This is a genomic window from Acinetobacter sp. 228, from assembly GCF_048147885.1.
Genome location: NZ_JAYWYV010000011.1, coordinates 39,245 through 62,510 on the forward strand (window position 1 = coordinate 39,245; position 23,266 = coordinate 62,510).

Annotated in this window: 26 protein-coding genes; 16 read left to right on the top strand and 10 right to left on the bottom strand. The window is 43.3% G+C overall.

The window, feature by feature from the left end; genetic code table 11:
- The first annotated feature begins 2 nt into the window (after positions 1 to 2).
- The 5 genes from nuoN (at position 3) to VXQ92_RS09885 (ending at position 4,140) form a co-directional block, all read left to right on the top strand.
- A complete protein-coding gene (gene nuoN / locus VXQ92_RS09865; protein WP_064096454.1) occupies positions 3 to 1,547 on the top strand; it encodes an NADH-quinone oxidoreductase subunit NuoN in 1,545 nt (514 codons plus the stop codon).
- Positions 1,548 to 1,671: 124 nt separating this feature from the next.
- Positions 1,672 to 2,307, top strand: coding sequence for a uracil phosphoribosyltransferase (upp, locus tag VXQ92_RS09870; RefSeq protein ID WP_064096453.1), 636 nt, complete (start codon positions 1,672 to 1,674; stop codon positions 2,305 to 2,307).
- A gap of 84 nt (positions 2,308 to 2,391) precedes the next feature.
- Complete coding sequence (locus VXQ92_RS09875; RefSeq protein WP_064096452.1) at positions 2,392 to 2,685, top strand: cold-shock protein; 294 nt, start codon at positions 2,392 to 2,394, stop codon at positions 2,683 to 2,685.
- A 202-nt stretch (positions 2,686 to 2,887) separates the two neighbouring features.
- On the top strand, positions 2,888 to 3,247 hold the full coding sequence (locus VXQ92_RS09880; RefSeq protein WP_416681301.1) for a hypothetical protein: 360 nt from the start codon (positions 2,888 to 2,890) through the stop codon (positions 3,245 to 3,247).
- Between the two features lie 170 nt (positions 3,248 to 3,417).
- Positions 3,418 to 4,140 carry a cold shock domain-containing protein gene (locus VXQ92_RS09885; RefSeq protein ID WP_416681304.1) on the top strand — a complete coding sequence of 241 codons (723 nt, stop codon included), beginning with the start codon at positions 3,418 to 3,420 and terminating at the stop codon, positions 4,138 to 4,140.
- A 41-nt stretch (positions 4,141 to 4,181) separates the two neighbouring features.
- Here VXQ92_RS09885 and gigC read toward each other — a convergent pair whose 3' ends face one another.
- On the bottom strand, positions 4,182 to 5,060 hold the full coding sequence (gigC, locus tag VXQ92_RS09890; RefSeq protein ID WP_064096449.1) for a LysR family transcriptional regulator GigC: 879 nt from the start codon (positions 5,058 to 5,060) through the stop codon (positions 4,182 to 4,184).
- Positions 5,061 to 5,145: 85 nt separating this feature from the next.
- On the opposite strand from gigC, the gene VXQ92_RS09895 reads away from it, so the two are divergent.
- Entirely contained in the window at positions 5,146 to 5,907 is a 762-nt protein-coding gene (locus tag VXQ92_RS09895; RefSeq protein ID WP_064096448.1) for a ferredoxin--NADP reductase, read from the top strand.
- 72 nt (positions 5,908 to 5,979) lie between these two features.
- Here VXQ92_RS09895 and VXQ92_RS09900 read toward each other — a convergent pair whose 3' ends face one another.
- The 5 genes from VXQ92_RS09900 to VXQ92_RS09920 all read right to left on the bottom strand — a co-directional run bounded on the left by VXQ92_RS09900 (position 5,980) and on the right by VXQ92_RS09920 (position 9,841).
- Complete coding sequence (locus VXQ92_RS09900; RefSeq protein ID WP_171254964.1) at positions 5,980 to 6,705, bottom strand: amino acid ABC transporter ATP-binding protein; 726 nt, start codon at positions 6,703 to 6,705, stop codon at positions 5,980 to 5,982.
- Positions 6,706 to 6,719: 14 nt separating this feature from the next.
- On the bottom strand, positions 6,720 to 7,403 hold the full coding sequence (locus tag VXQ92_RS09905; RefSeq protein ID WP_064096446.1) for an ABC transporter permease subunit: 684 nt from the start codon (positions 7,401 to 7,403) through the stop codon (positions 6,720 to 6,722).
- Entirely contained in the window at positions 7,403 to 8,146 is a 744-nt protein-coding gene (locus VXQ92_RS09910) for an amino acid ABC transporter permease (protein ID WP_064096445.1), read from the bottom strand. The genes VXQ92_RS09905 and VXQ92_RS09910 overlap by 1 nt, the downstream gene beginning before the upstream one ends.
- 62 nt (positions 8,147 to 8,208) lie before the next feature.
- Positions 8,209 to 9,141, bottom strand: coding sequence for a transporter substrate-binding domain-containing protein (locus VXQ92_RS09915; protein WP_416681307.1), 933 nt, complete (start codon positions 9,139 to 9,141; stop codon positions 8,209 to 8,211).
- Positions 9,142 to 9,418: 277 nt separating this feature from the next.
- Positions 9,419 to 9,841 (bottom strand): hypothetical protein, encoded by a 423-nt coding sequence (locus VXQ92_RS09920; RefSeq protein WP_005247880.1) that lies wholly within the window; start codon positions 9,839 to 9,841, stop codon positions 9,419 to 9,421.
- A 149-nt stretch (positions 9,842 to 9,990) separates the two neighbouring features.
- Here VXQ92_RS09920 and eat point away from each other — a divergent pair, with 149 nt between their 5' ends.
- The 7 genes from eat to VXQ92_RS09955 all read left to right on the top strand — a co-directional run bounded on the left by eat (position 9,991) and on the right by VXQ92_RS09955 (position 16,702).
- Positions 9,991 to 11,433, top strand: a complete 1,443-nt coding sequence (gene eat / locus VXQ92_RS09925; protein WP_144724023.1) for an ethanolamine permease — start codon at positions 9,991 to 9,993, stop codon at positions 11,431 to 11,433.
- Between the two features lie 25 nt (positions 11,434 to 11,458).
- Positions 11,459 to 12,844: an ethanolamine ammonia-lyase subunit EutB gene (locus tag VXQ92_RS09930; RefSeq protein WP_144724022.1), complete on the top strand. Its 1,386-nt coding sequence runs from the start codon at positions 11,459 to 11,461 to the stop codon at positions 12,842 to 12,844.
- A 9-nt stretch (positions 12,845 to 12,853) separates the two neighbouring features.
- Entirely contained in the window at positions 12,854 to 13,669 is an 816-nt protein-coding gene (gene eutC / locus VXQ92_RS09935) for an ethanolamine ammonia-lyase subunit EutC (protein ID WP_416681311.1), read from the top strand.
- Positions 13,670 to 13,808: 139 nt separating this feature from the next.
- On the top strand, positions 13,809 to 14,135 hold the full coding sequence (locus VXQ92_RS09940) for a hypothetical protein (RefSeq protein ID WP_416681371.1): 327 nt from the start codon (positions 13,809 to 13,811) through the stop codon (positions 14,133 to 14,135).
- Between the two features lie 201 nt (positions 14,136 to 14,336).
- A complete protein-coding gene (locus VXQ92_RS09945; RefSeq protein WP_416681313.1) occupies positions 14,337 to 16,184 on the top strand; it encodes a mechanosensitive ion channel in 1,848 nt (615 codons plus the stop codon).
- Between the two features lie 68 nt (positions 16,185 to 16,252).
- On the top strand, positions 16,253 to 16,420 hold the full coding sequence (locus tag VXQ92_RS09950) for a hypothetical protein (protein ID WP_171486363.1): 168 nt from the start codon (positions 16,253 to 16,255) through the stop codon (positions 16,418 to 16,420).
- A gap of 129 nt (positions 16,421 to 16,549) precedes the next feature.
- A complete protein-coding gene (locus VXQ92_RS09955; protein ID WP_171254956.1) occupies positions 16,550 to 16,702 on the top strand; it encodes a hypothetical protein in 153 nt (50 codons plus the stop codon).
- Between the two features lie 29 nt (positions 16,703 to 16,731).
- Here VXQ92_RS09955 and VXQ92_RS09960 read toward each other — a convergent pair whose 3' ends face one another.
- On the bottom strand, positions 16,732 to 17,931 hold the full coding sequence (locus tag VXQ92_RS09960; protein WP_416681316.1) for an NAD(P)/FAD-dependent oxidoreductase: 1,200 nt from the start codon (positions 17,929 to 17,931) through the stop codon (positions 16,732 to 16,734).
- 193 nt (positions 17,932 to 18,124) lie between these two features.
- On the opposite strand from VXQ92_RS09960, the gene VXQ92_RS09965 reads away from it, so the two are divergent.
- The gene (locus tag VXQ92_RS09965; RefSeq protein ID WP_064096436.1) at positions 18,125 to 18,448 is read left to right on the top strand and encodes a DUF4870 family protein; all 324 of its coding nucleotides are present in this window, start codon (positions 18,125 to 18,127) and stop codon (positions 18,446 to 18,448) included.
- Here the strand turns inward: VXQ92_RS09965 and VXQ92_RS09970 are convergent.
- Entirely contained in the window at positions 18,439 to 19,320 is an 882-nt protein-coding gene (locus VXQ92_RS09970) for a 1-aminocyclopropane-1-carboxylate deaminase/D-cysteine desulfhydrase (RefSeq protein WP_416681320.1), read from the bottom strand. The genes VXQ92_RS09965 and VXQ92_RS09970 overlap by 10 nt on opposite strands.
- A 184-nt stretch (positions 19,321 to 19,504) precedes the next feature.
- On the opposite strand from VXQ92_RS09970, the gene VXQ92_RS09975 reads away from it, so the two are divergent.
- Positions 19,505 to 19,687 carry an NF038215 family lipoprotein gene (locus tag VXQ92_RS09975; RefSeq protein ID WP_416681322.1) on the top strand — a complete coding sequence of 61 codons (183 nt, stop codon included), beginning with the start codon at positions 19,505 to 19,507 and terminating at the stop codon, positions 19,685 to 19,687.
- Between the two features lie 102 nt (positions 19,688 to 19,789).
- Positions 19,790 to 20,413: a LysE family translocator gene (locus VXQ92_RS09980; RefSeq protein ID WP_064096433.1), complete on the top strand. Its 624-nt coding sequence runs from the start codon at positions 19,790 to 19,792 to the stop codon at positions 20,411 to 20,413.
- Between the two features lie 71 nt (positions 20,414 to 20,484).
- On the opposite strand, the gene VXQ92_RS09985 is transcribed toward VXQ92_RS09980, so the two are convergent.
- Together VXQ92_RS09985 and VXQ92_RS09990 are read right to left on the bottom strand one after the other, a co-directional pair.
- Complete coding sequence (locus VXQ92_RS09985) at positions 20,485 to 21,672, bottom strand: ammonium transporter (RefSeq protein WP_416681324.1); 1,188 nt, start codon at positions 21,670 to 21,672, stop codon at positions 20,485 to 20,487.
- A gap of 358 nt (positions 21,673 to 22,030) precedes the next feature.
- On the bottom strand, positions 22,031 to 23,011 hold the full coding sequence (locus VXQ92_RS09990; RefSeq protein WP_416681327.1) for an MBL fold metallo-hydrolase: 981 nt from the start codon (positions 23,009 to 23,011) through the stop codon (positions 22,031 to 22,033).
- Positions 23,012 to 23,266 lie beyond the last annotated feature (255 nt).

The following is a 23,266-nucleotide window of genomic DNA, read 5'->3' on the forward strand; positions in this document are numbered from 1 at the left end:
CCATGAACTTCACAATGTCTTTTTCTGAGCTTATGCCTCTAGCACCTGTGATGATCGTGTCGTTAACTGCGATCGTCGTGATGTTGCTGACCGCAATCAAGCGTAACCATAATCTGGTGGCTACAACCACAGTGATTGGTTTAAACCTTGCTGCGATTTATATCATTTTCGTTTTGCTGGCGGGCGTATTTGCACCTGCCAATGTGATGAATCTGTTCCTCGTAGATCCGTTTACGATGCTGTACCAGTTTGTGATCCTGATTGCTGCACTTGCATGTAGCACTCTGTCACATGCCTACATCGAAACTTATAAAGATAACCGTGAAGAGCTGTATATCTTGATGCTGATATCCGTTGCGGGTGCCATGCTGATGGTAGCAAGCTCGCACTATGCATCATTCTTTATCAGCCTTGAATTGATGTCGATCCCTGTATACGGCTTGTTGGCATATACACATCAACGTTCTCAATCGCTTGAAGCAGGTGTGAAATATCTGGTGCTTTCAGCAACGGCATCTGCAATGCTGTTGATGGGTATGGCCTATGTTTATGCTTATACCGGCAGCTTAAGTTTCGTTGCAGAACCGGGCAAGCTGTTTACTGCATTCAGCCAACCGGCTGTCGTGATTGGTCTGGCATTAATTGTATTTGCTGTGGCATTTAAATTATCGCTGGCACCATTCCACAAATGGACACCAGACGTATACGCGGGTGCGCCAGCACCAATCGCGACTTTCCTTGCGACAGTAGCGAAAGTGGCAATGATTGGTCTGTTTGTTCGTTATGCTTTGTCTTCAGGCCTAATCCTGGCGGACAGCTTCGTCACTATCATTTCGATTATTGCAGTTCTGTCTATCCTTGCAGGTAACTTGCTGGCGGTTCGTCAGGTGAACTTGAAACGTATCCTGGCATACTCTTCAATTGCACACTTTGGTTATTTGCTGGTTGCCATCGTTACTTCGCGTAATACCGATTTCTTGCAGGTTCAAGGTTTTGCGACTTTTGAAAGTGTAAACGTCTACGTGATTACCTATGTGTTAACGACGATTGGTGCGTTCGGTGTCGTGACACTGATGTCTAGTCCGTATAACAATACTGACGAAGCGGGTAGTCTGGCTGAATACCGTGGTCTGTTCTGGCGCCGTCCGGTATTGACTGCTGTATTAACCGTCATGATGTTGTCTCTTGCAGGTATTCCTTTAACTGCCGGTTTTATCGGTAAATTCCTGGTGATTAAAACTGCAGTTGCAGGCGAAGCATGGTTCCTGAGTGCAATGGTTATCTTGGGCTCTGGTATCGGTTTGTATTATTATCTGCGTGTAATGGTTGTACTTTATATGACACCGCCTGAAACACCACGTCTAGATGCGGTGAATCATTGGGGTCAAAAAGTTGGCGGTATTATGGTGCTTCTTGCTGCGCTTGCGGTACTTGTGATTGGTGTCTACCCAGATCCAGTGATTGCAGTATCTAAGTATGCGTTCTTTGCAATGTCACCTGAATTACAGCAGTTCATTTTTACTCTGGTACAAAGTGGTTTTAACTAATATCTGCAAAGATTAATGTTATTACAAAAAAAGCCTCCATGATTGGGGGCTTTTTTATTTATACAAACGAATAAATGCCTTTATAATAGCGGAAATTTATCTTTAACCTTTTAGGTGTTCTCCCGTGGCAATCCATGAAATCCGTCATCCGCTCATCCGACATAAACTTGGTTTACTCCGTCGTGCAGATATCAGTACCAAGAACTTCCGTGAGTTAGCTCAAGAAGTGACGATGCTTCTGACTTATGAAGCGACCAAAGACCTGCCAATGGTTGAACACGACATTAACGGCTGGAATGGGGCTGTAACGGTTGATCGTATTGCCGGTAAAAAAATCACGGTTGTGCCGATTCTACGGGCCGGTATTGGCATGCTCGATGGTTTCCTTAACCTGATCCCAAGCGCAAAAGTATCTGTACTTGGTTTAGAGCGTGATGAAGAAACTCTGGAAGCACGTACTTACTATAAAAAACTGGTTCCAGACGTACAAAACCGTATCGCAATGATCATTGATCCAATGTTGGCGACAGGTTCTTCTCTTGTAGCGGCAATTGACGTGCTGAAAGCCAGCGGTTGTAAAGACATTCGTGTGATGGTTCTGGTGGCTGCGCCGGAAGGGATTAAACGTGTAGAAGCTGCACACCCGGATGTCATTATGTTTACTGCATCCATTGACAGCGGTTTAAATGAAAATGGTTATATCGTTCCGGGTCTTGGCGATGCTGGCGATAAAATCTTCGGTTCAGTTCAAAAAGACTAATTTTTGAATAGAATGAAAAAAGGGGCTACTACAGCCTCTTTTTTATATAATGTAGAAAAGGCATTTTCAGAATAGGACAACAGCATGAAAGATGAATTGTATCAGGGCAAAATCAAGAAGTATGATTCTGCCAAAGGTTTCGGTTTTATTGGCTGCACTGAAGGAGATGTCTTCTTCCATATTTCAGACTTCCCTGCAGCAGAAGGGGAACCAAAACGCAATGAACGCGTGAAATTTAATGTGGTTGAAAATGGCGACAAATATAAAGCGATCAAGATTGAACGTGTCGAAGACAAATCAAAGAAAGCTAAAAAATCTAAGGTTGCTGCACATAACCAGTCAATTACTTCTGCATTATTATCAAACCTTAAGCGCTAGTCTGCGATGGGTAGGGCTAAATAAAGAGGCATTCGTGCCTCTTTATTTATATAAGAATTTGTCAGTGGTAGGTTTAAAGCAGGCTTTGTAACCTAAAGCCTGCTTTTCTTTACGCAAACAATAAAATTTCCACCAAAGCTCTACAATCCTCCCTATTTCTCCTCAATTAAAATACATTTGTTGATTAATAGAGATAAATGTCATGTTTAAGGATGGAAAAATTAAAGCTTATGATTGCGAAGGTGCTTTAGGTATTCTGGAGATCACAGGAGAAGCTAAAGAATTAGGTTTTAAGCTACAGGATTTACCTTCGCCTGAAATTGAACCACAAATCGGAGAGCGACTTAAATTTAGAGTCATTGTCGACCAAGGTCAGATGAAACTGGACAATATGGTGCGCCTTGATATTAAAGTGCAGGATGAGTTTGTGCCAGATATTGTTGCCTTACAGTCCTTGGCACCAACAGTGTCTGTTCCGCTACACAATTCAATTTTCTTTAGTCCAACATTATGGCTGGCATTGGTATCAGCTGTTGGTTTTATGATTTTTGGTGAAGTTTAAAGTTACGCTAGAGAGTGCCTATTTTCTATTTTTAACTTGGAATTTATCTATTCTTCAATTTTAACAGGCACCTTGCGGTGCTTTTTTGTTTCAGCATCAAAAAAATCAAGAAAGCTTTATAGTCTCTTTTTCATTACAATTATTAAAAATATTAAAGATAAGAGTGAATTATGTTTCAAGAGGGGAAAATTAAAACTTTTCACGAAGAGCGTGGTTTTGGTTTTATTCAGATCGAAGGGCAATCTAAAGATTTATTTTTTCATGTCACAGACTTTCCTAATAAAAATATTCCACCAAGAATTGGGGAAAAATTAAAGTTTCTGATTGTAGAAGATAATGGAAAGTTTAAGTCAGACCATATTGTTCGACTGGATATTAAATCAAAGGTAGCTGTTGAGCAGAATGATGATCAGTATGAAGATCCTGAAATACATACTTCCCCACATTATGAAAAGGCAAAATCATCGACTACATCAAAAATAATTACACTATCAGGGCTGTTTGTTATTTTGACCCTTGCTGGTCTTGTTTATAACCAATACCAAAGCTACCAAATTCAAAAACAGCAAAAGCTGGAAGAATTGATATTAGAGCAGCAACGAATTGTCGCTGAGCAGCGAGCAGCGCAAGGCGATCTGCCAATACAAGGATTATCGGAGCAGGGCCGGAAGAACTTGGAAAATCACGGGACTGATCTACGAAGTCAAGTCAACTCCGTCAATCTGAAAACTTCAGAAATGACTTCGCCATCTGTTTCTCAATTTAAATGCGATGGTCGAGAACACTGTAGTCAGATGAGTTCTTATGAGGAAGCATTATTTTTTATTCGTAACTGCGCAAATACTAAAATGGATGGCGACGGCGATGGTATTCCATGTGAAAGTCAGTTTTAATGAGTCATAAAAAAAAGCACCTTCAGGTGCTTTTTTTATTGTTAGCTTTCACAAAAATTCATAAAGGCTTTTAGCCCTGGGCCCTGATATTTCTGGCGATGCACCAGCATGAACAGCGGACGAGTCAACGACCAGAACGGGGTATCCAGAATCACCAATTGACCTTTTTCACGTAATGGTTCAATCGCAAGTTTGGAAATACAGGACATGCCGATTCCACCTGCTACAATTTTCAAGATGGCTTCATTATGACCGAGAGTGAGACGAATGCTGGCATCCGGCACATCTTTTAAAATGGCATTGTCAAACACTTCACGGGTACCTGAACCTTCTTCACGCAAAATCCATTCCACAGATTTGAAGTCTTCAGCGGTCAGCTCACGGTTCAATTGTGCAAGGGGATGATCCGGTGCACAGCATACAGCCAGCTCATCATCACGCCAATGGATACATTGTAACTGCGGAAGATGACAGGAGCCTTCGATCAGGGCAAGATCCAGCTGGAACTGATTTACCGCTTCAATCATTTGACGGGTATTGCCAACCTGAAGCTGTAAATGGGTTTGCGGCTGAATTTTCAGGAAATCGGCCATCAGGTCAGGAATCAGATAATCTGAAATCGTCAGAGTTGCGCCTAAACGTAAATCGATACTTTGCAGCTCGCCTTTGGCGACTTGTTCAAACGATTCACAACGACCTAAAATTTCCAGGGCTTGAGGGAGAAGAAAGCGCCCTAGATCATTCAGCTGTAAGCGTTTGCCCAGACGGTCAAATAGTGGAGCACCCAGACCATCTTCCAGATCTGCTAACGCCATACTAGCCGCACTTTGTGTAAGCTTGACGGCATCGCTAGCCTTCGTTACGGTACCCTCTTGTGCCACTGCTACAAAAACAGCCAATTGGCGTAAAGTCATGCGCATGAGTAGAGCCTTAACATTTAAAAAATATTAATAAATTATGCTGCCATGCTACCATGAGCACAGTCTTTCATGCCACGTTGAAATCATGTCAATTGAAAAATTTACCCAAGAAAAAGTTTTATCTGTACATCGTTGGACCAATACATTATTTAGTTTTACGATGACGCGCCCGGCACATTTCAAGTTTACGGCCGGACAGTTTGCGCGTATTGGCCTGCAGGTGGGAGATGAACTGGTAGTTCGTGCCTATTCAGTGGTTTCATCACCTTTTGATGAAATCCTGGAGTTTTTCTCGGTAGTCGTGCCCGAAGGTAAATTTACTTCCAATTTACAGCATCTCAAAGTCGGGGATGAGCTGTTTCTGGAAAAAATTTCTTATGGCTATCTGACTCTGGCACGTTATCAGTTGCCTTTACCGAAAGACCTGTGGCTAATGGGTACTGGGACGGGTCTGGCACCATTTATCTGCATGTTGCAAGACTTTGAAACCTGGAGCAAATACGAAAAGATCAATCTGGTTTATAGTGTACGCACCCGGGATGAACTTGCTTATATAGAGCGGATTCAGGAAATTGCCCAGACCTTTGGCGAAGGGCATAGCGGTTTTAAATTTATCCCGGTGATTACCCGTGAACCTGATGCACCTTTGCACGACCGTTTGCCGGTCCTGATTGCCAATGGTGAACTGGAAAAGGTAGCGGGTTTAACGTTTAATCCGGAAACGACCCATGTCATGCTTTGCGGTAATCCGGAGATGGTGAACGACACCAAAGAAGCTTTAAAGGCCCGTGGCCTAACCATGAACCGCCGTGGTGAAGGAAATATTGCAGTAGAAAATTACTGGTAAGCAAAAAGCTTAGACTCAAAGCTCCTTCTGAAAATTGAAGGAGCTTTTGAGATGAAAGATGACGAATAAACCTTAATGTAGAATCTTGTTCAGGAATTGCTGGGCACGCTCACCACGCGGGGTATTGAAGAAATCGTCCTTACTGCAATCTTCCACAATTTTACCTTGATCCATAAAGATTACCCTATTTGCGACTTGTCGGGCAAAGCCCATTTCATGCGTAACACACATCATGGTCATACCTTCTTGGGCCAGTCCGACCATGACATCGAGCACTTCATTAATCATCTCAGGATCAAGTGCAGAAGTTGGTTCATCAAATAACATGGCAATCGGATCCATACTCAGTGCACGGGCAATCGCAACACGTTGCTGCTGTCCTCCAGAAAGTTGTGCCGGATATTTATTGGCTTGCGCACTTAGGCCGACACGATCCAGATAGGCAAGACCTTTCTGTTTGGCTTCGGCTTCAGAACGGCCCAATACCTTGATCTGGGCAATGCTCAGGTTCTCGGTAATGCTGAGATGCGGGAACAATTCAAAATGTTGGAAGACCATGCCGACGCGACTGCGTAATTTATTCAAATTGGTTTTCGGATCATTAATTTTAATCCCATCGACCAGAATATTGCCTTGCTGGATAGGTTCTAGGCCATTGACGGTTTTAATCAGGGTGGATTTTCCTGAGCCTGAAGGACCGCAGACAACGACAACTTCACCTTGCCGGATCTGCGTCGTGCAGTCAGTCAGTACTTGAAAATCTTTATACCATTTACTGACATGCTGGAGGTCAATCATGACTTTGGCTTCGTTCATACAGTTAACCTCCGCTGTAATTTTTTCACGATATACGTGGCAATCAGGCTAACGGTGAAATACACCAAGCCGGCAAAAAGAATATATTGGGTCAGTAAAGACATCAGGTCCCCCCGGACATAGCTGGTACGGAAAAAGTCCAGCAGGCCAATGGCATAGACCATGGTCGAGTCCTGAAACAGAATAATAGTCTGTTGTAATAACAGCGGTGTCATCTTGCGAAAGGCTTGAGGCAGAACAATCAGTCGCATGGACTGGCCATAACTCATCCCCAGTGCAGAGGCAGCATCGGTTTGACCCTTCGGAATGGACTGAATCCCGGCACGGACAATTTCCGAAAAATAGGCGGCTTCAAACAGCATAAAGGCGACAATACTGGATACCAGGGCTGTATCCATAGTCAGGTATTTGCCAGTCAGCCCGGTATAGATAAAGGGCACAGCAAAATAGAACCACATCAGCACCAGCAGCAGGGGAATGGAGCGAAACAGATTCACATAGCCTTTGGCAAGCCATTTCAATACCCGGATTGATGACAGCCGCATCAAAGCAAGCAAGGTACCAATCAGAATCCCGCCAACCGTGGCAAAACATACAACTTTTAAAGTGATACTGAAACCATGCCAGAGTGCTGGTGCGGAAAGCTGTAAATCCTGAAAAAATGCAGTGAACCCTTCCATTATTTCACTCCTGCAATTAGTCCAGGTACCTGAAAGCGCTTTTCCAGAAAATTCATGAAACTGATTAAGCAGACATTAATCAGGATAAAAATCAGGGTGACGTAGGTGTAAATCTCGATGGTATTCTGGGTGTATTCACTGATGGTTTTCATCTGGGAAATGATTTCTGCAACCCCGACCAATGAAGCCACCGAGGTATTCTTGACGCAGTTGGTCAGTTCAGAACTGAGCGGTGGCAAAATCAAACGGAAAGACTGCGGTAAGATCACATAGCGATATAATTGTGCAGTGCTAAAACCCATGGCATAGCCGGCATTGACCTGTCCGCTTGGAATAGCTTCAATCCCGGTACGTACCTGTTCGCAAACCCGCGCTGCGGTAAACAGCCCCAAGCCGATACTGGCAGAAATTAGTGCCGTGGTATTGGCGCCTAAATCATTGATCCACCAGTTATGAATATAGCTGGGCAGAAAGTTGGGCACCACATAAAACCAGATAAATAACTGGATCAGTAAAGGCACATTACGGAAAATGGTCACATAGGCCGTTCCAATAGCCCGAGCTGTAGGACTGGGTAAGGTCCGCATGATGCCTAAGAGGCTACCCAGCAGCATAGCAATTGACCAGGCGACAATCGCAATCACAGCCAACCAGCCGATACCCGTCATGATCCAGTTCAGATAGGTGGTATCCCCAATCCCGGTCGGTTGCAATAAGACACCCCAATTCCAGCTATAATTCATCGCAACTCCAACAAAGATCCTTAAACATATTAGGCTTAAGTAAGGTGGATAAGATTCAATGCTTATTGATCACGGTCATGCGGGTTGCTGATCAAATTTTTTAACGCATCAGACATGGCATAGTTCAAGTTGATATTCTTAGGTGGAATAGGCGACTGGAACCATTTTTTATACATATTGTTGATTTCACCGGAGCTATACGTGGCTTTAATAGCATCATCCACAACCTGCTTAAACTCGGGGTCACCCTTACGCAGCATACAGCCATAAATTTCATGAATCGGGGCAGTGCCAACAATGTGCCACTTCTCCGGATTTTTAGCCTTGGATTTTTCTCCGGCCAGCAGAATGTCATCCATCATGAAGGCTGCAGCCCGGCCATTTTGCAGCATTAAAAAGGATTCTGCATGATCTTTGGCAGAAATAATTTCACCAATACCCAGTTCTTTTTCGTGCTGGCGGATATAACGTTCAGATGTGGTGCCGGCAGTGGTGACGACCTTTTTACCTTTAAGATCGCTAAAGTCCTTGATTCCGGAATCGGTTGCGGTTAACAGGCGGGAACCCACTTCAAAGAAGCCGACTGAGAAATCGACCTGTTGCTGACGTTCTTTGTTGTTAGTTGTCGATCCACATTCCAGATCAACCGTACCATTGGAAACCAGAGGAATCCGGTTCTGGCTGGTTACCAGGTTATAACGGATTTTTAGATCAGGCATGTTCAGATTCTGTTTGACGGCTTCGACCACTTTTAGTTGCAGATCATGCGCATAGCCGACGGGTTGATTCGGGTTGTCGGCAATATAGGAAAATGGAATCGAGGAGTCGCGATAACCTAAAACAATGGTGCCGGACTGTTTGATTTTATTGAGTGTGCCGGAAGCCTTCTCGCCGCTTTGCTGAGTATTTGGCGCCTGATTATCACTACAGGCACTCAGTCCCAAGATCAGCGGGGTGGCACACAGCAAGGTAGCGAATTGAGATTTTAATTTCATCGTGAAACTCCATTTTTCCATTATTATGATCGAGCCTATTTTTATGCTGAGACTGTATTAAGATTATTGCTATAAAGTCTAAATGCTCGTTTATATTCATCTTAGTGGATAATTCCAGCAGGACTCAAGCTGAATTTATTGCTGAAATGTTACTGACTTAAAAAGAAAACCTGTTGGATCAGGGACAAGATGCAAATAGGGATGAGGCTGAGTTTCAAAAGACGAAAAAACAATAAGTCATAAAAAACCTCCATTGCGGAGGTTTTTTGTTTCAAGCTTAATGTACAAACATATCCATGGATTCACGGATTTCCTGAATGGCGGTTTCGACATCGGGGCTGAGCCAGGTCGGTTCAAAGAATCCTGCATAGTGCTCAATACGGTCTGCAGGCACTACCAGACGCACTGGACAGTCTTCTTCCAGTAAGCGCCACGGAATAATCGGCACTTCATTATCTAGCCATGCCGTTACATCTCGAATATCGATAATCATTGCATTGACACAGTCCGGAAAAGGCATCACGGAAAATTCCTCGGTACGACGACGGAAATATTCCAGATCCTGCCAGCGAAGCAGGAAGCTTGGCTTGCTGAATTCAATAATTCCAATCAGATGCTGATCGCGGCTGTAGTGCAGCATGCATTGATGTGTGACGTCAGTATCAAGATCAAGCGATACACTTTGTTGACGATACGCCATATAACTCGGGTGTATAAATGAAAAGGTGGATAATTATAACGCATTTCATCGCTGAAAGGCAGCGTTCCGGATGTCTTCGCTGTAGCCTCCGTAACTGGTACGACTTATGCATATTTTCAGGGAATAAACATAAAAACAAAGAGGTTGCTATGTCAGAATCAAAAAGTGTGATTGATACTGGTGTGACTGAAACAGCAGTACAGGAAGATTATTTTGCCTTGCGACAGCTCAAGAAAGGTGCTGTAGGCTGGTTGCTTCTTGTTGGTCTGGGGGTCGCGTATGTGATTTCCGGTGATTTTGCCGGCTGGAATTTCGGTCTGGCACAAGCGGGTTGGGGAGGTATGTTTATTGCGACCATTGTAGTGGCATTCATGTATCTGTGTATGTGTCTGGCCATGTCCGAAATGTCGACCATGCTGCCTACCGCCGGTGGGGGATACAGTTTTGCCCGTACTGCTTTTGGTCCCTTTGGCGGCTATCTGACTGGAAGTGCCATCCTGATCGAGTATGCTATCGCTCCGGCAGCAATTGCCTGTTTTATTGGTGCCTATTGTGAAGCCTTGTTTGGTATTGGCGGCTGGATCATTTACTTGGTGAGCTATCTGGTTTTTATGGGCTTGCATCTGAAAGGTGCAGGTGAAGCACTCAAGATCATATTTGTGATCACTGCCATTGCCGCGATTGCCTTGATGGTGTTTATCTTTGGCATGTTGCCCTATTTTAATAGTGCAAACCTGTTTGATATTGCAGTCAGTACGGAAGCAGTTGGTGCAAGCAGTTTCCTGCCATTGGGTTATCTGGGTATCTGGGCAGCAGTGCCTTATGCGATCTGGTTTTTTCTGGCAGTTGAAGGGGTGCCATTGGCAGCCGAGGAAGCCAAAGAACCAGCCAAATCTTTGCCACGTGGCCTGATTGGTTCCATGCTGATTCTGGCATTCTTTGCCCTGAGTATTTTGCTGCTCGGTCCTGGCGCAGCAGGTGCAGATACGCTGAAAGATTCTGGTGCACCACTGGTGGATGCCTTGGTTGCAGTGTATGGTGCCAATACCTGGATGGCAAGTTTCGTGAATTTTGTCGGGCTGGCGGGTCTGATCGCCAGTTTCTTCTCGATTATCTATGCCTATTCCCGTCAAATTTTTGCACTCTCACGTGCCGGTTATTTACCGAAAAAACTGTCATTGACCAACAGCAATCATGTACCTTATTTGGCCATAATTATTCCGGGGATTATTGGCTTCCTGTTGTCCCTTTCGGGTGAAGGTGATCTGCTGATTCTGATGGCAGTCTTTGGTGCCACTATTTCCTATGTCTTGATGATGATGTCCTACATCAAGCTTAAACTGTCTCGACCAAATCTGGCACGTCCATATAAAGCACCAGGTGGTATTGTCACGGCATCGATTGCTTTAGTACTTGCAGCCATTGCAGTGGTCGCAGGCTTTCTGGTTGATCCAAAAGTCTGGTTAATGGCAGCTGCCATTTACATTGCACTGATTCTCTATTTCCTGCTGTATAGCCGTCATCATCTGGTGGCCGGGACACCGGAAGAAGAATTTGCCCGTATCGAGGCAGCAGAAAAGGAATTGAAATAAATTATCTATCAGGGAGAAAACGCTTATGCTGTATCAGATCAATGTGGCCAGTCAGCATTATGTCTTTGAGGATTTAAAAACCCTGTTGGCCAAGGCTACACCTGAACGTTCTGGTGATCAGCTGGCAGGGATTGCGGCCGTAAATGCAACCGAGCGTGTTGCTGCACAAATGTGTCTGGCAGAAGTACCGTTACAACAGTTTTTGCAAGAAGCAGTGGTTCCTTATGAAGAGGATGAAATCACCCGTCTGATTATGGATGAACATGATGCTGAGGCCTTTTATCCGATCTCGCATTTTACTGTTGGAGATTTTCGTAACTGGCTGCTGAGTGCAGATGCCACCACAGAAAAGATTACGGCCTTAAAAATGGGCCTGATTCCAGAAATGGTCGCGGCAGTGAGCAAAATTATGCGCAATCAGGATCTGATTCTGGTGGCAAAAAAGTGTCGTGTAATCACACGTTTTAGAAATACCATTGGTCTGGCAGGGCATCTATCGACCCGCTTGCAGCCGAACCATCCGACTGATGATCTAATGGGGATCTCAGCTTCGATTCTGGATGGAATGATGTACGGCAATGGTGATGCAGTCATAGGAATCAATCCGGCCACAGATAATCTGCAGAATTTGACTGAGCTGCTCAAACTGCTCGATCACGTTATTCAGGAATATGAGATTCCAACTCAATCTTGTGTTTTGACCCATATCACGTCCGGAATTCAGTTGGCAAATAAAAATGTTCCGATTGATTTAATGTTCCAGTCCATTGCGGGAACCGAAAAAGCCAATACCGGTTTCGGCATCAATCTGGCGCTGTTACAGGAAGGTTATGAGGCGACCTTAAGCCTGCAACGCGGCACAGTGGGCCAAAACGTGATGTATTTTGAAACCGGACAGGGCAGTGCCTTATCCAGCAATGGCCATCATGGCGTGGACCAGCAGACCCTGGAAGCACGTGCTTACGCCGTGGCGCGTAAGTTTAATCCCTTGCTGGTCAATACCGTGGTCGGCTTTATCGGGCCGGAATATCTGTATAATGGCAAGCAGATTATCCGGGCCGGGCTGGAAGATCATTTCTGTGGCAAGCTGCTCGGTGTACCAATGGGCTGTGATATTTGCTACACCAATCATGCCGATGCCGATCAGGATGATATGGATGTACTGCTGACCTTGCTTGCCAATGCCGGACTAAATTTTATCATGGGTATTCCCGGTTCAGATGATGTGATGCTGAATTATCAGACGACCTCCTTTCATGATGCGCTCTACATCCGGCAGTTACTGGGATTAAAACCGGCCCCCGAATTTGACCACTGGCTGGAGCAGCAGGGAATTTTGGCGCAACAGTCCAATCAGCTGCACTGGCCGACCGAGCTACCGAAGCAATTTTCACGTCTAATCCTGTCTTGAGGAAGTACTATGAAACTGATTGCCGATGTGAAATTTGAGTCCCAATTACAGGATAATCCCTGGCAGAAATTGAAAGCTTTTACTGATGCACGGATTGCCTTAGGCCGAACTGGTGGCAGCTTGCCGACTCGACCAAGTCTGGAATTTCAGCTAGCGCATGCCCAGGCCAAAGATGCCGTACTGAAGCCACTTGATGTTGAATCTTTAAAATCGGTTTTGAGTAAAACAGGACTAGCCATTCTGGAAATTGACAGTCAGGCGGTAGAGAAAGATCTTTATCTTAAACGTCCCGATCTTGGGCGTGTGCTTTCAGAACACTCCAAAGCAATGTTGCAGCAATACCGGGCCGAACATCAGCAATATTGGGATGTAGCCATTGTGCTGGGAGATGGACTGTCAGCACGCGCTATTGAGGAAAATGTACCTTATTTTGTTCCAGCCTTGATAGACGCTTGCAAGGAGGAAGGCTGGAAGGTTGCGCCCATGGTAATTGCACAAGGCAGTCGGGTCGCTTTAGGGGATGAAGTCGCAGAAATCCTGAAAGCCAAAATGCTGGTTATGCTGATTGGTGAGCGGCCAGGCTTAAGCTCACCAGACAGTATGGGTATTTACTATACTTATAATGCTTTTAAAGGCTGTCATGATGCCTTGCGTAACTGTATTTCCAATGTGCGGCCTGCAGGTCTCGCCTATCCAATTGCCATTCAGCGACTGGTGGCATTGATGCGTAAATCCTGCGAACTTAAGCTTTCAGGGGTGCAGTTGAAAGATGAACACCAAACCCCAGTCGATGTGCAACATACTTCAGTAAAACGGCTATTTTAACCAAGGCATCAATGAGAGAATTCTGAGGGATTAGTGACTTACATCTCGTCACCATCTCACCATGTTTTGTCACAGAAGCCTTATTCACAGCTTGTTATTCTAAAAATCTACTTATGAATAACAAAGAGTGAGGATGGTTATGGTCGATGATTTCAATAAAAAACCACCTTTGAATCATCAGGCAGACGTGACGCAGAAAAAGCGTATCCCTGTTTATATCTTGATTTTGGTCGGTATTTTTTTACTTGCCCTACTGTTTTATATGTTTTCTGACATGAAGCCAGATGCAAGTGATGCGCCTGCTGGGCATCCAAATCCAAATGTGCAGCCTGCTACCCCAAATAATTCGACCCCAGTCGGTGAGCCTACACAAGGCACTGCTACCATGAATAATGGAACTGAAGCAACTGCAACTGATGGTACAGAAGCAACTGCAACCGCGACTGATGGGCAGGCCACCCAATAACTAAAAATACCTGAAAAGCTCTAGTGAACCACTGGGGCTTTTTTGCAATGGAGCATGATATTTGAAGGTAGTGCCATCTACCTGGTGTAAGTCTGAAAACATCAAATCCAAATATGAATCCGGAAGAAGAAGGGGCTGATTGCTTCAGGGACATGCCCCGATTTCAGATAAATAGCTTAATAACAATGAGGGTAGAACAACATGAATGATTATATGAGAAGCCCGCGTGGTGGCTTCGATGCAATGTACTATTGGGATCAGTTTTATCCCATTCTTAGTGCAATTGCCATCTTAGTAATTGGCTGGATCATTGCGTTACTGGTTTCGGCAGCTGTTAAAAAGCTCTTGCAGAAACTGGGGACCAATACACACTTAAATACGGCGACAGGCCATCACTCTAATGTAGAAAGTATTGTTGCCCGTGTCGTATTCTGGATTATTCTGATTATTGCCGTGATTGGTGCACTGAATGTACTGAATCTTACTGGTGTCAGTGGTCCATTCAGTAATATGATCGAGCAGTTCCTGTTATTTATCCCGCAGTTACTAGGTGCAATTGCAATTGGATTCATAGGCTGGATTGTAGCCAATCTGGTCAAGATGGGATTGCAGAAGGTACTTGACCGAACGCAACTGGATGAAAAACTCAGTGCGGAAGTAGGTGTCAGTCCGATCAGCCAAAACATCAGTCAAATTGTTTACTGGTTAATCCTGTTGCTATTTTTGCCAATCGTACTCTCGATTCTAGGTCTCAACGGTCTGTTGTTACCGGTTGAAAATATGCTGACTGATGTCGTAAGTTATTTACCAAATATCTTTATTGCTGCAGTGATCATTTTTGTCGGTTATATCTTGGCTAAAATTTTACGTGGTATCGTGGAAGGACTGGTAAATAGTTTTAATTTACAACAGCATGCTGAAAAAGTAGGAATTTTTAAAAACTCGAATGTCGCCCAGGTAATTGGTACATTCATCTTCGCCGTGGTCATTATTACTGCGCTCATCGTTGCATTTGAAGCACTGGGTATCGAGGCAATTTCTCAGCCTGCTACAGCCATGCTGTATGAAATCATGAATGCCATTCCAAATATCATCGCTGCTGCGTTGATTCTGATACTGGCTTATGTGGTGTCTAAACTGGTTGCTGCTCTGGTAGTTGAAGTAATCGCCGGTACAGGTGTTGATGAAGTTCCTGCCAAACTGGACGTCCAACGCTTTTTAGGAACGACTAAACTTTCAAGTGTAGTCGGTTACCTGATCGTTTTCTTCACCATGCTATTTGCAGTATCGGAAGCAGCGAATCGCCTTGGCTTTGAACAGATCAGTGGCCTGATTGCGATGTTCATCTACTTTGGTGCCAACATCCTGCTAGGTGCGGTAATTCTGGTTATCGGTTTCTGGCTGGCCAATATCGTTGCTAATATCGTACAGCGCGGCGAATACAAGAGTTCACACTGGTTAGGGAATCTGGTTCGTGTTCTGATCATGGGACTAGTTGTAGCAATGGGTCTGCGTGCCATGGGTATTGCCGATTCAATTGTTAATCTGGCATTCGGTTTAACTCTAGGTGCTGTAGCAGTGGCATTTGCCTTGGCATTTGGTCTGGGCGGCCGTCAACCTGCTGAGCGTGTACTTACAGATCTGATTGATAAAGCCAAACGAGAAGCTAAACATCCAAATCCGGTCAAAGAAAAAGCTGAAAACAGTATATTTTCCAGCTTAGGTGGCAAAAACCGTACTACCGGAACAGGTACTAATGATTCTTCAATCACAACTCCAGGAGCAGGTATCGTGCCAAATCAAGACTCAGATAATACCCCTATAGATGACGATTTATCTCATACGACACCGGCCATCCTTACGACTGCGCCACAGGATGATGAGTCTTTGGGTATTGATCCGGTCCCGGGCGAGGATCAAGCTGTACCGGATTCAGTAAAAGTCGATCCGACTCATCCGCCAGCCAATAATCCATTTGGTTCAACCGGAGAAAAAGAGCCGAATGTTGATATTGACCGTTCTACCCAAAACAAAGATGACCTGAAATAACCTGTTATTTCTAAGAGAAATCGACCACGCTTAAGTGGTCGATTTTTTTCAGTCCTAAGGAAAATTGCATGAATACCAAGAAACCTAACAAGGTCCTGGCGCCTTTAGTCATCGCAGGAATTACCATTGGCTTTTTTACTGCCGCCTACCGATTTATTTTTGTGAAGAGCAAACAGGACGAACAGTCTGAGCAAGAGCTGGAAAAGAAACTTCCTGAAACCGATGAATTTAACTAAAAGTGAAATCCAGCTTCGTACTTAAAAATAGAATATGGTCTTTAAAATATATATAATATTCAAGTGAATACTAAAATGATTTTGGTATTCTTCTTGCATTAAAAATATAAGGACAAGGAGATCAACAATATGTGGAAAGCACTACAGCATACATTCATTGCATCTACAGCAGATGAACTGCCATTACATCTGCGAGAAGCAACGCGAAAAATGCAGCTTGCGATTAACCGTTTAGAAAGTACGGCCAATCTCAACCTGTTTAAAACAGATTATCTGGAATGAATAAAGTATTAATCCAGATCATCTATTGATTAAACATATTCCGATGCGGCATGCGCAGATGACCATGCCCATTGGAAGTTATAGCCACCTAAATGTCCGGTGACATCCAGAACTTCACCAATAAAATACAAGCCTTTCTGCTTTTTACTTTCCATGGTTTTTGAGGATATTTCAGTGGTATCTACACCACCCAAAGTCACTTCAGCAGTCCGGTAGCCTTCAGTTCCGGAGGGTTTCACTTCAAAACCATGCAGACGCGCCGCAATCTGTTCCAGCTTATCATCACTGATGTTACCGATTGAAGTTTCTGCAACATCAACCCAGATCAAATTCTGCAATTCCAGAACCACACTTTTCGGTAAATATTCATTCAATAGCGTACGTAGCAGGACTTTCGGCTGGCTTTGTTTTTTGGATTTGAAAAAATCCAACAGATCAACACTTGGAAGGAAATCTACCTTAAAACTCTGACCAACATCCCAATAGTTGGAAAGCTGCAGGGAACTTGGTCCACTTAAGCCGCGATGGGTAAATAGCAGCGCTTCGGTAAAACTATTAAGCTCATTAGAAAGTGTTGCTTCTACGGCATTACCACTCAAACGCGTGGTAACTTCTTTAAATCCATCAGAGAAAGTAAAGGGGACCAGTCCGGCACGGGTTGGATAGACATGATGTCCAAACTGTTTTGCGATTTCATAGCCAATTCCTGAACCGCCTAAAGTAGGAATCGATAAACCGCCAGATGCCACCACGACCGACTCAACTTCAAAATACCCCAAAGACGTTGCAACCTGGAAACTTTGATCATCTACCGCATTGACTGCTTTGACTTCACAACTGGTTTTAATTTCGACCAGACCGGTTTTATCGCATTCTGCCAATAGCATTGACAGGATATCTTTGGCACCATTTAAGGTAAACAACTGTCCATGTTTGCGTTCCTCATATTCGATGCCATATTCGCACACTAGTCCAATAAAATCCCAGTTGGTATAGCGAGTCAGGGCTGAAATGACAAAATGCGGGTTGTGTGAAATGTAATTTTCAGGTTCGACATACAGATTCGTAAAATTACATTTTCCGCCACCTGACATCAGGATTTTTTTGCCTACTTTATTGGCTTTTTCTACCACTACGACTTTACGCCCACGTTGCGCAGCCATATACGCCGTCATTAAACCTGAGGCACCGGCGCCTATGACGAGAACATCGTATTGCTTGGAAGACATCACACACTCAAGGGAGAACAAAAGGAAAGCATTATAGACAATTTTATTTCAGCTTTCTCTATTCCAGAAAAAACAGTCCCTAGATTGCAGATGTGCACCCGATTTTAAACATAAAATATTTGAAAGCTGCTTAAAACTCATGCATAGTTTTTTTACCAACTCCATAAAAAGCATAATAAGAAGGAAAAAGCGAATGGCAAGTGCAGATGATTTAAAACAATATAATCTGATTACTTATATCCTGTATATTTTAGGATTTATTATTGGTGTTACACCATTTATCGCGATTGTGATGAATTATATCAAGCGTGACGAAATGCGCGGAACCTGGCTGGAAAGTCATGTCGATTGGCAGATTAAAACTTTCTGGATCAGTTTGCTAGGCTATATCATCGGAGGCTTGTTGACCATGATTCTGATTGGTTTCCTGATCGTGTTTGTAGTCTTTATCTGGCATATTTACCGCTTGGTCAAAGGATTAATTGCCTTGAATAATAATCAGCCGGTTCAGGCCTGAATCGGAGCAAAGGGAACATTACGGCCTTGCAGACCACCGCTATGAATCACCAACAGTCTTGATCCGGTCGGAAAATAATTTTTTTCGATCAAATCTAAAATCCCCATCAGCATTTTGGCGGTATAGACCTGCTCCAGTGGAATTGAAAACCGGGATTCAAACTCCTGAATAAACTGCATTAGTTCCAGTGAGGTTTTGGCATAACCACCACAACAGTAGTCATCGAGAATATTCCAGTTGGTTTTGCTGGTAAGTCGGGCGACTTCATCTTTTAAGAATGAACCTTTGAGTGCTGAAAATCCCAAAACCTGCTGATGGGCCTGACTGGCCTCAATCAGACCTGTAATCGTTCCGCCAGTTCCTGCCGCACAGCAAATGACATCAAATTGAGTATCATCTTCTTTTAGAATTTCCTGACAACCTTGAATGGCCAAAGCATTGGTTCCACCTTCAGGAATGACAAAAGGCCTAGGAAATTTTTGTCCCAATTCCAATAAATAATCAGCCTCATGCTTACGTCGATATTGTTCACGACTGACAAAATGCAGTTGCATTCCGAATTTTTGGGCGGTGGCTAATGTTGGATTCAATGGTCGACCAGCCAGTTCTTCCCCTCGAATAATTCCGACAGATTTAAAGCCAAAGTGCTGCGCAGCAAATGCAGTTGCCGCAATATGATTGGAGTAAGCGCCTCCAAAACTCAGGATATGCTGATAACCCTGTCTTTGCGCTTCAAGAAAATTATATTTTAATTTAAAGAACTTGTTTCCCGAGATCTGGGGATGTACCAGATCCAGACGCCGTAGGGTCACAGAAACATCTTTAATAAAAATCTGTTGATCGGGAATATTATGAGCAATCATTTCAAACATAAAAATCAAGATAGTAGGTTGTTTTACCCGTATGACGAAGGTAATAAAAGAATTAGAGGCTTAGGATAGGTTATTTCTTATAGCTAGACATCGGTTTTGATGCAGAATGTCACAAATATTTTGCTGATTATTTGAGCAGGAATGTTAATCTAGAAATAGGAACTCCCTTGAGGAGGGTAGAATAATGAAAATATTATCCTATGCTGTTCTAGCCGGTGTACTGCTTGGTTTATCGGGCTGTGATGATGCGATGAATAAGCCTAAAACCGAAAGCCGCACAATGATCATCGGTGGTGTGCCTGTCCATGATCGGGATTATAAGATGATTGACTCCTCGGTGACCGCACGAGATCAACTGAAAGAATAAGATGACCTCATGAAATATTAAGAGATTTGTGTAGAAATATTAAAGCAAAATTAATTATTTTTACTTAAAATAACGCATTCATTTTTAAGCTGGGATAGTCACGTGGAATCATTCTGGATTTTAGGTTCTATTGCTTTCGCCCTGATGTTAGGTGCGATGAGCCCAGGGCCGACTTCTATATATGTGGCAAAAAATTCAATTGCGATTTCACGTAAGCATGGCTTATTCACCGCTTTAGGTACGGGGACTGGGGCTGCCATTTTTGGTCTGTTGGCAGTGCTGGGCTTACAGGCATTTTTACTGGCTGTACCTTCAGCCTATCTGGCCTTAAAAATTTGTGGTGGTTTATATCTGCTCTGGCTGGCTTTTAAAATTATTAGACATGCCAAAGATCCGATTGAGGCAGATGCTGCCATTACCAAGCAGATGTCGTTACGCCGTGCGTTTACCACCGGCTTGATTACACAATTGTCCAATCCCAAAATTGCCATTGTATTAGCCAGTATTTTTACTGCGCTATTACCTAAAGAGATTCCAACGCATTTTTATTTTGTCTTGCCTATCTTGTGTTTTTTTATTGATGCAGGCTGGTGTTCTCTGGTGGCAGTGGCATTGTCTGCAGAAAAGCCGCGTCGTGTTTACTTGAAATTTAAGGCCATCTTTGATCGCGCAGCAGGAGCAGTGATGACCGTATTAGGTTTGAAGCTGATTTTTGGGATGAAGTAATTATTTCTTATAAGTTCAGCTTATAGATATAAAAATAGCCGCTATTCTTGGGGCTATTTTTAATTTGGTCGTTAAAAAATATTATCGTCGGAGTTGGCAGAAATCCGGTGAATAGACAAGTCTGCACCCATAAATTCATCTTCCTGACTCAAACGAATACCGATGCAAACTTTAAGCAAACCATAAACCAGGAAGCCACCTGCCAAAGCAGTAATAATCGCCAGAGCTGTACCAAATAGTTGTGAAAGAATAGAAACACCTCCGATGCCGCCTAGCCATTGCTGACCGAAAACACCCACAGCTAATCCGCCAAAAGCACCACATACCCCATGCAAAGGCCAGACTCCCAATACGTCATCGATCTTGAGTTTATTTTGAGTATAGGTAAAAAGTCTTACAAAAATTATGCCGGCACTGATGCCGATGAAAAGAGCACCAAGCGGATGTACCACATCAGAGCCTGCACAGATCGCTACTAGTCCGGCCAATGGTCCATTATGCAGAAAGCCCGGGTCATCTTTCCCTGCTATTTTGGCAGCAATAGTTCCCCCTACCATTGCCATTAAGGAATTAATCGCAACCAGTCCGGAAATAGCATCGAGGCGTTGTGCGCTCATGACATTAAAACCAAACCAGCCGACAATCAGAATCCATGAACCCAAGGCCAAAAAAGGAATTGAAGAGGGCGGATGTGCAGTAATCCGGCCATCATTTTTATAGCGGCCATGACGTGCACCGAGCAGAATTACTGCAGCCAATGCGATCCAGCCGCCTATGGCATGCACCACCACTGAACCTGCAAAATCATGAAAGCTGGCGCCGAATGTATGAGCTAACCAGTCCTGAAAGCCTAAATTACCATTCCAGATCATGCCCTCAAAAAATGGATAGATCAGGGCAACCAGAAATAATGTCGCTAAAGCTTGAGCACGCATGTTGGCACGTTCAGCAATTCCTCCTGAAATGATCGCTGGAATGGCCGCAGCAAAGGTGAGCAGGAAGAAACAACGCATCAGGTTATAGCCATGATCGGCTGCCAGCGTATGGGCATCGTGGAAGAAATGCTGACCATAGGCAATATAGTAACCCACTAAAAAATAAGCGATGGCGGAGATGGCAAAGTCAGTTAAAATTTTACTTAAGGCATTCACCTGATTCTTATGCCGAACTGTCCCTAGTTCTAAAAAAGCAAATCCTGCATGCATGGCAAGCACTAGAACTGCACCCAGAAGAAGAAATAATAAGTCTACATTTTGCATTGTGCGTTCCAATTTAGTGCGTAGAATCACAAAAGAAACCCAGTATATAGAGGCAAACTGATTCTAAAAGAGGCAGGAACAAGGGAAATTTTGATGAAGAATTTCTTGAAATTGATAAGACTCGATATAAAGCACAATACAATTTTTGTGCACCAAACTAAGCCATGGGAAAAATTCATAAAGTTGAAATTTATATTATATTTTTAGATGTTTATATTTATCGTAAGAAAAACGGTGCTAAATAAGCGTGCTAAAGGTGCACATGAAAAGTGAAAGATTTTTAAGAAAAAATTTAGAAATAAATGAAACCCTAGAAAATTAGGGTTTCATGTTTAGATCAAATTATTGAAGTATTCAATTAATCTTTAAAATGTACCGGAATCCACTGATAGCTTTTACTGTCCGTAGAATAGATATGACCAATGCCCGGGAAAGGTAAATGTGGTGCTGCAATGGTCTGGCCCTGTTTTGCATATTCAGCAAAATACTTTAAACGGGTATCTACTGCTTTTTTGGGATCTATATCAAAATCTACCGCAGTCTGTGGACGGTCAAACTGAATACTGTGCGAATGCACGATGTCCCCAATAAACACCATTTCCTGACCTTGTGATTTTAAGCTAAAACCAAAATGTCCCGGTGTATGTCCAGCCGAACTGACTACATTGAAATTCTGAATCTTGTCGCCAACTTTGAAGGTTTTTAGCTGATTCTTGCTTTGGTAGGGAGCAATGGCATTTTTAATTTTATCGACTGTGTTAGTAAAGCTTGCTCGTCTTTGCTGCGGCAAACTTTCTACGCTTTTCGGATTCATCCAGAAATCCATTTCAGATTGGGAAATATAGATGGTCGCATTTGGAAAATTTGCCACGCCATTATTGCTAATGCCACAGACATGATCAGCATGTAAATGGGTTAATAAAATTGCCCCGACCTGTTCAGGACGATAACCTGCTGCTTTCAGATTGGTTAGAACCGAACCAAAATTGGGACCGTTACAGCTAGAGGCACCGCTATCTACCAACACAAGTGTTGAGCCGGTATTGACCAGAAAAGCATTTACAGAAGTTTGAATGCCTTTAGCCTGATCGATATAGTATTTTTTTAAAATCTGATCCGCCTGGACTGGCGGAATATCCTTAAATAAAGCTTTGGGCAGATAATTTGTGCCATCCAGCAGGGCGGTGATCTGTAAATTTCCAAATGGATATTGATAATAACCGGCCACCTGTTTCTGTTGAGCAGGAGATACAGGTTTAGCAGCTTGACTGTGGATACTCACCCCTAAAACAGACAATGAAAATAGAGAGGTGAAGAGGGAAGTTTTTAAAATATTCATGACAATTCTTATGTTGTGGAGTTTGTTCTATGTATTAGCATGCAAACTACGGAAAAAGAATATAAAAACATTTACTTTTTTTAAAGAGAGATAACGAATTGAACATCTGTACTAAGCATTAAGTTGAAAACTGTATATTGATTTTTTTCTAAAAATAAAATGTCTTTATTTTAAAATATTTTTATAAATAAATTACTTAGATAAGTTTCACTTTTTTAAAAAAGCCCGTTAACATGAGATATCACGAACAGCTTT

Coding starts and splice junctions, on each gene's coding strand:
- nuoN (WP_064096454.1), top strand. CDS start 3: ATGAACTTCACAATGTCTTTTTCTGAGCTTATGCCTCTAGCACCTGTG.
- VXQ92_RS09875 (WP_064096452.1), top strand. CDS start 2,392: ATGAAAGATGAATTGTATCAGGGCAAAATCAAGAAGTATGATTCTGCC.
- VXQ92_RS09880 (WP_416681301.1), top strand. CDS start 2,888: ATGTTTAAGGATGGAAAAATTAAAGCTTATGATTGCGAAGGTGCTTTA.
- VXQ92_RS09885 (WP_416681304.1), top strand. CDS start 3,418: ATGTTTCAAGAGGGGAAAATTAAAACTTTTCACGAAGAGCGTGGTTTT.
- gigC (WP_064096449.1), bottom strand. CDS start 5,060: ATGCGCATGACTTTACGCCAATTGGCTGTTTTTGTAGCAGTGGCACAA.
- VXQ92_RS09895 (WP_064096448.1), top strand. CDS start 5,146: ATGTCAATTGAAAAATTTACCCAAGAAAAAGTTTTATCTGTACATCGT.
- VXQ92_RS09900 (WP_171254964.1), bottom strand. CDS start 6,705: ATGATTGACCTCCAGCATGTCAGTAAATGGTATAAAGATTTTCAAGTA.
- VXQ92_RS09905 (WP_064096446.1), bottom strand. CDS start 7,403: ATGGAAGGGTTCACTGCATTTTTTCAGGATTTACAGCTTTCCGCACCA.
- VXQ92_RS09910 (WP_064096445.1), bottom strand. CDS start 8,146: ATGAATTATAGCTGGAATTGGGGTGTCTTATTGCAACCGACCGGGATT.
- VXQ92_RS09915 (WP_416681307.1), bottom strand. CDS start 9,141: ATGAAATTAAAATCTCAATTCGCTACCTTGCTGTGTGCCACCCCGCTG.
- VXQ92_RS09920 (WP_005247880.1), bottom strand. CDS start 9,841: ATGGCGTATCGTCAACAAAGTGTATCGCTTGATCTTGATACTGACGTC.
- eat (WP_144724023.1), top strand. CDS start 9,991: ATGTCAGAATCAAAAAGTGTGATTGATACTGGTGTGACTGAAACAGCA.
- VXQ92_RS09930 (WP_144724022.1), top strand. CDS start 11,459: ATGCTGTATCAGATCAATGTGGCCAGTCAGCATTATGTCTTTGAGGAT.
- eutC (WP_416681311.1), top strand. CDS start 12,854: ATGAAACTGATTGCCGATGTGAAATTTGAGTCCCAATTACAGGATAAT.
- VXQ92_RS09940 (WP_416681371.1), top strand. CDS start 13,809: ATGGTCGATGATTTCAATAAAAAACCACCTTTGAATCATCAGGCAGAC.
- VXQ92_RS09945 (WP_416681313.1), top strand. CDS start 14,337: ATGAATGATTATATGAGAAGCCCGCGTGGTGGCTTCGATGCAATGTAC.
- VXQ92_RS09950 (WP_171486363.1), top strand. CDS start 16,253: ATGAATACCAAGAAACCTAACAAGGTCCTGGCGCCTTTAGTCATCGCA.
- VXQ92_RS09955 (WP_171254956.1), top strand. CDS start 16,550: ATGTGGAAAGCACTACAGCATACATTCATTGCATCTACAGCAGATGAA.
- VXQ92_RS09960 (WP_416681316.1), bottom strand. CDS start 17,931: ATGTCTTCCAAGCAATACGATGTTCTCGTCATAGGCGCCGGTGCCTCA.
- VXQ92_RS09965 (WP_064096436.1), top strand. CDS start 18,125: ATGGCAAGTGCAGATGATTTAAAACAATATAATCTGATTACTTATATC.
- VXQ92_RS09970 (WP_416681320.1), bottom strand. CDS start 19,320: ATGTTTGAAATGATTGCTCATAATATTCCCGATCAACAGATTTTTATT.
- VXQ92_RS09975 (WP_416681322.1), top strand. CDS start 19,505: ATGAAAATATTATCCTATGCTGTTCTAGCCGGTGTACTGCTTGGTTTA.
- VXQ92_RS09985 (WP_416681324.1), bottom strand. CDS start 21,672: ATGCAAAATGTAGACTTATTATTTCTTCTTCTGGGTGCAGTTCTAGTG.
- VXQ92_RS09990 (WP_416681327.1), bottom strand. CDS start 23,011: ATGAATATTTTAAAAACTTCCCTCTTCACCTCTCTATTTTCATTGTCT.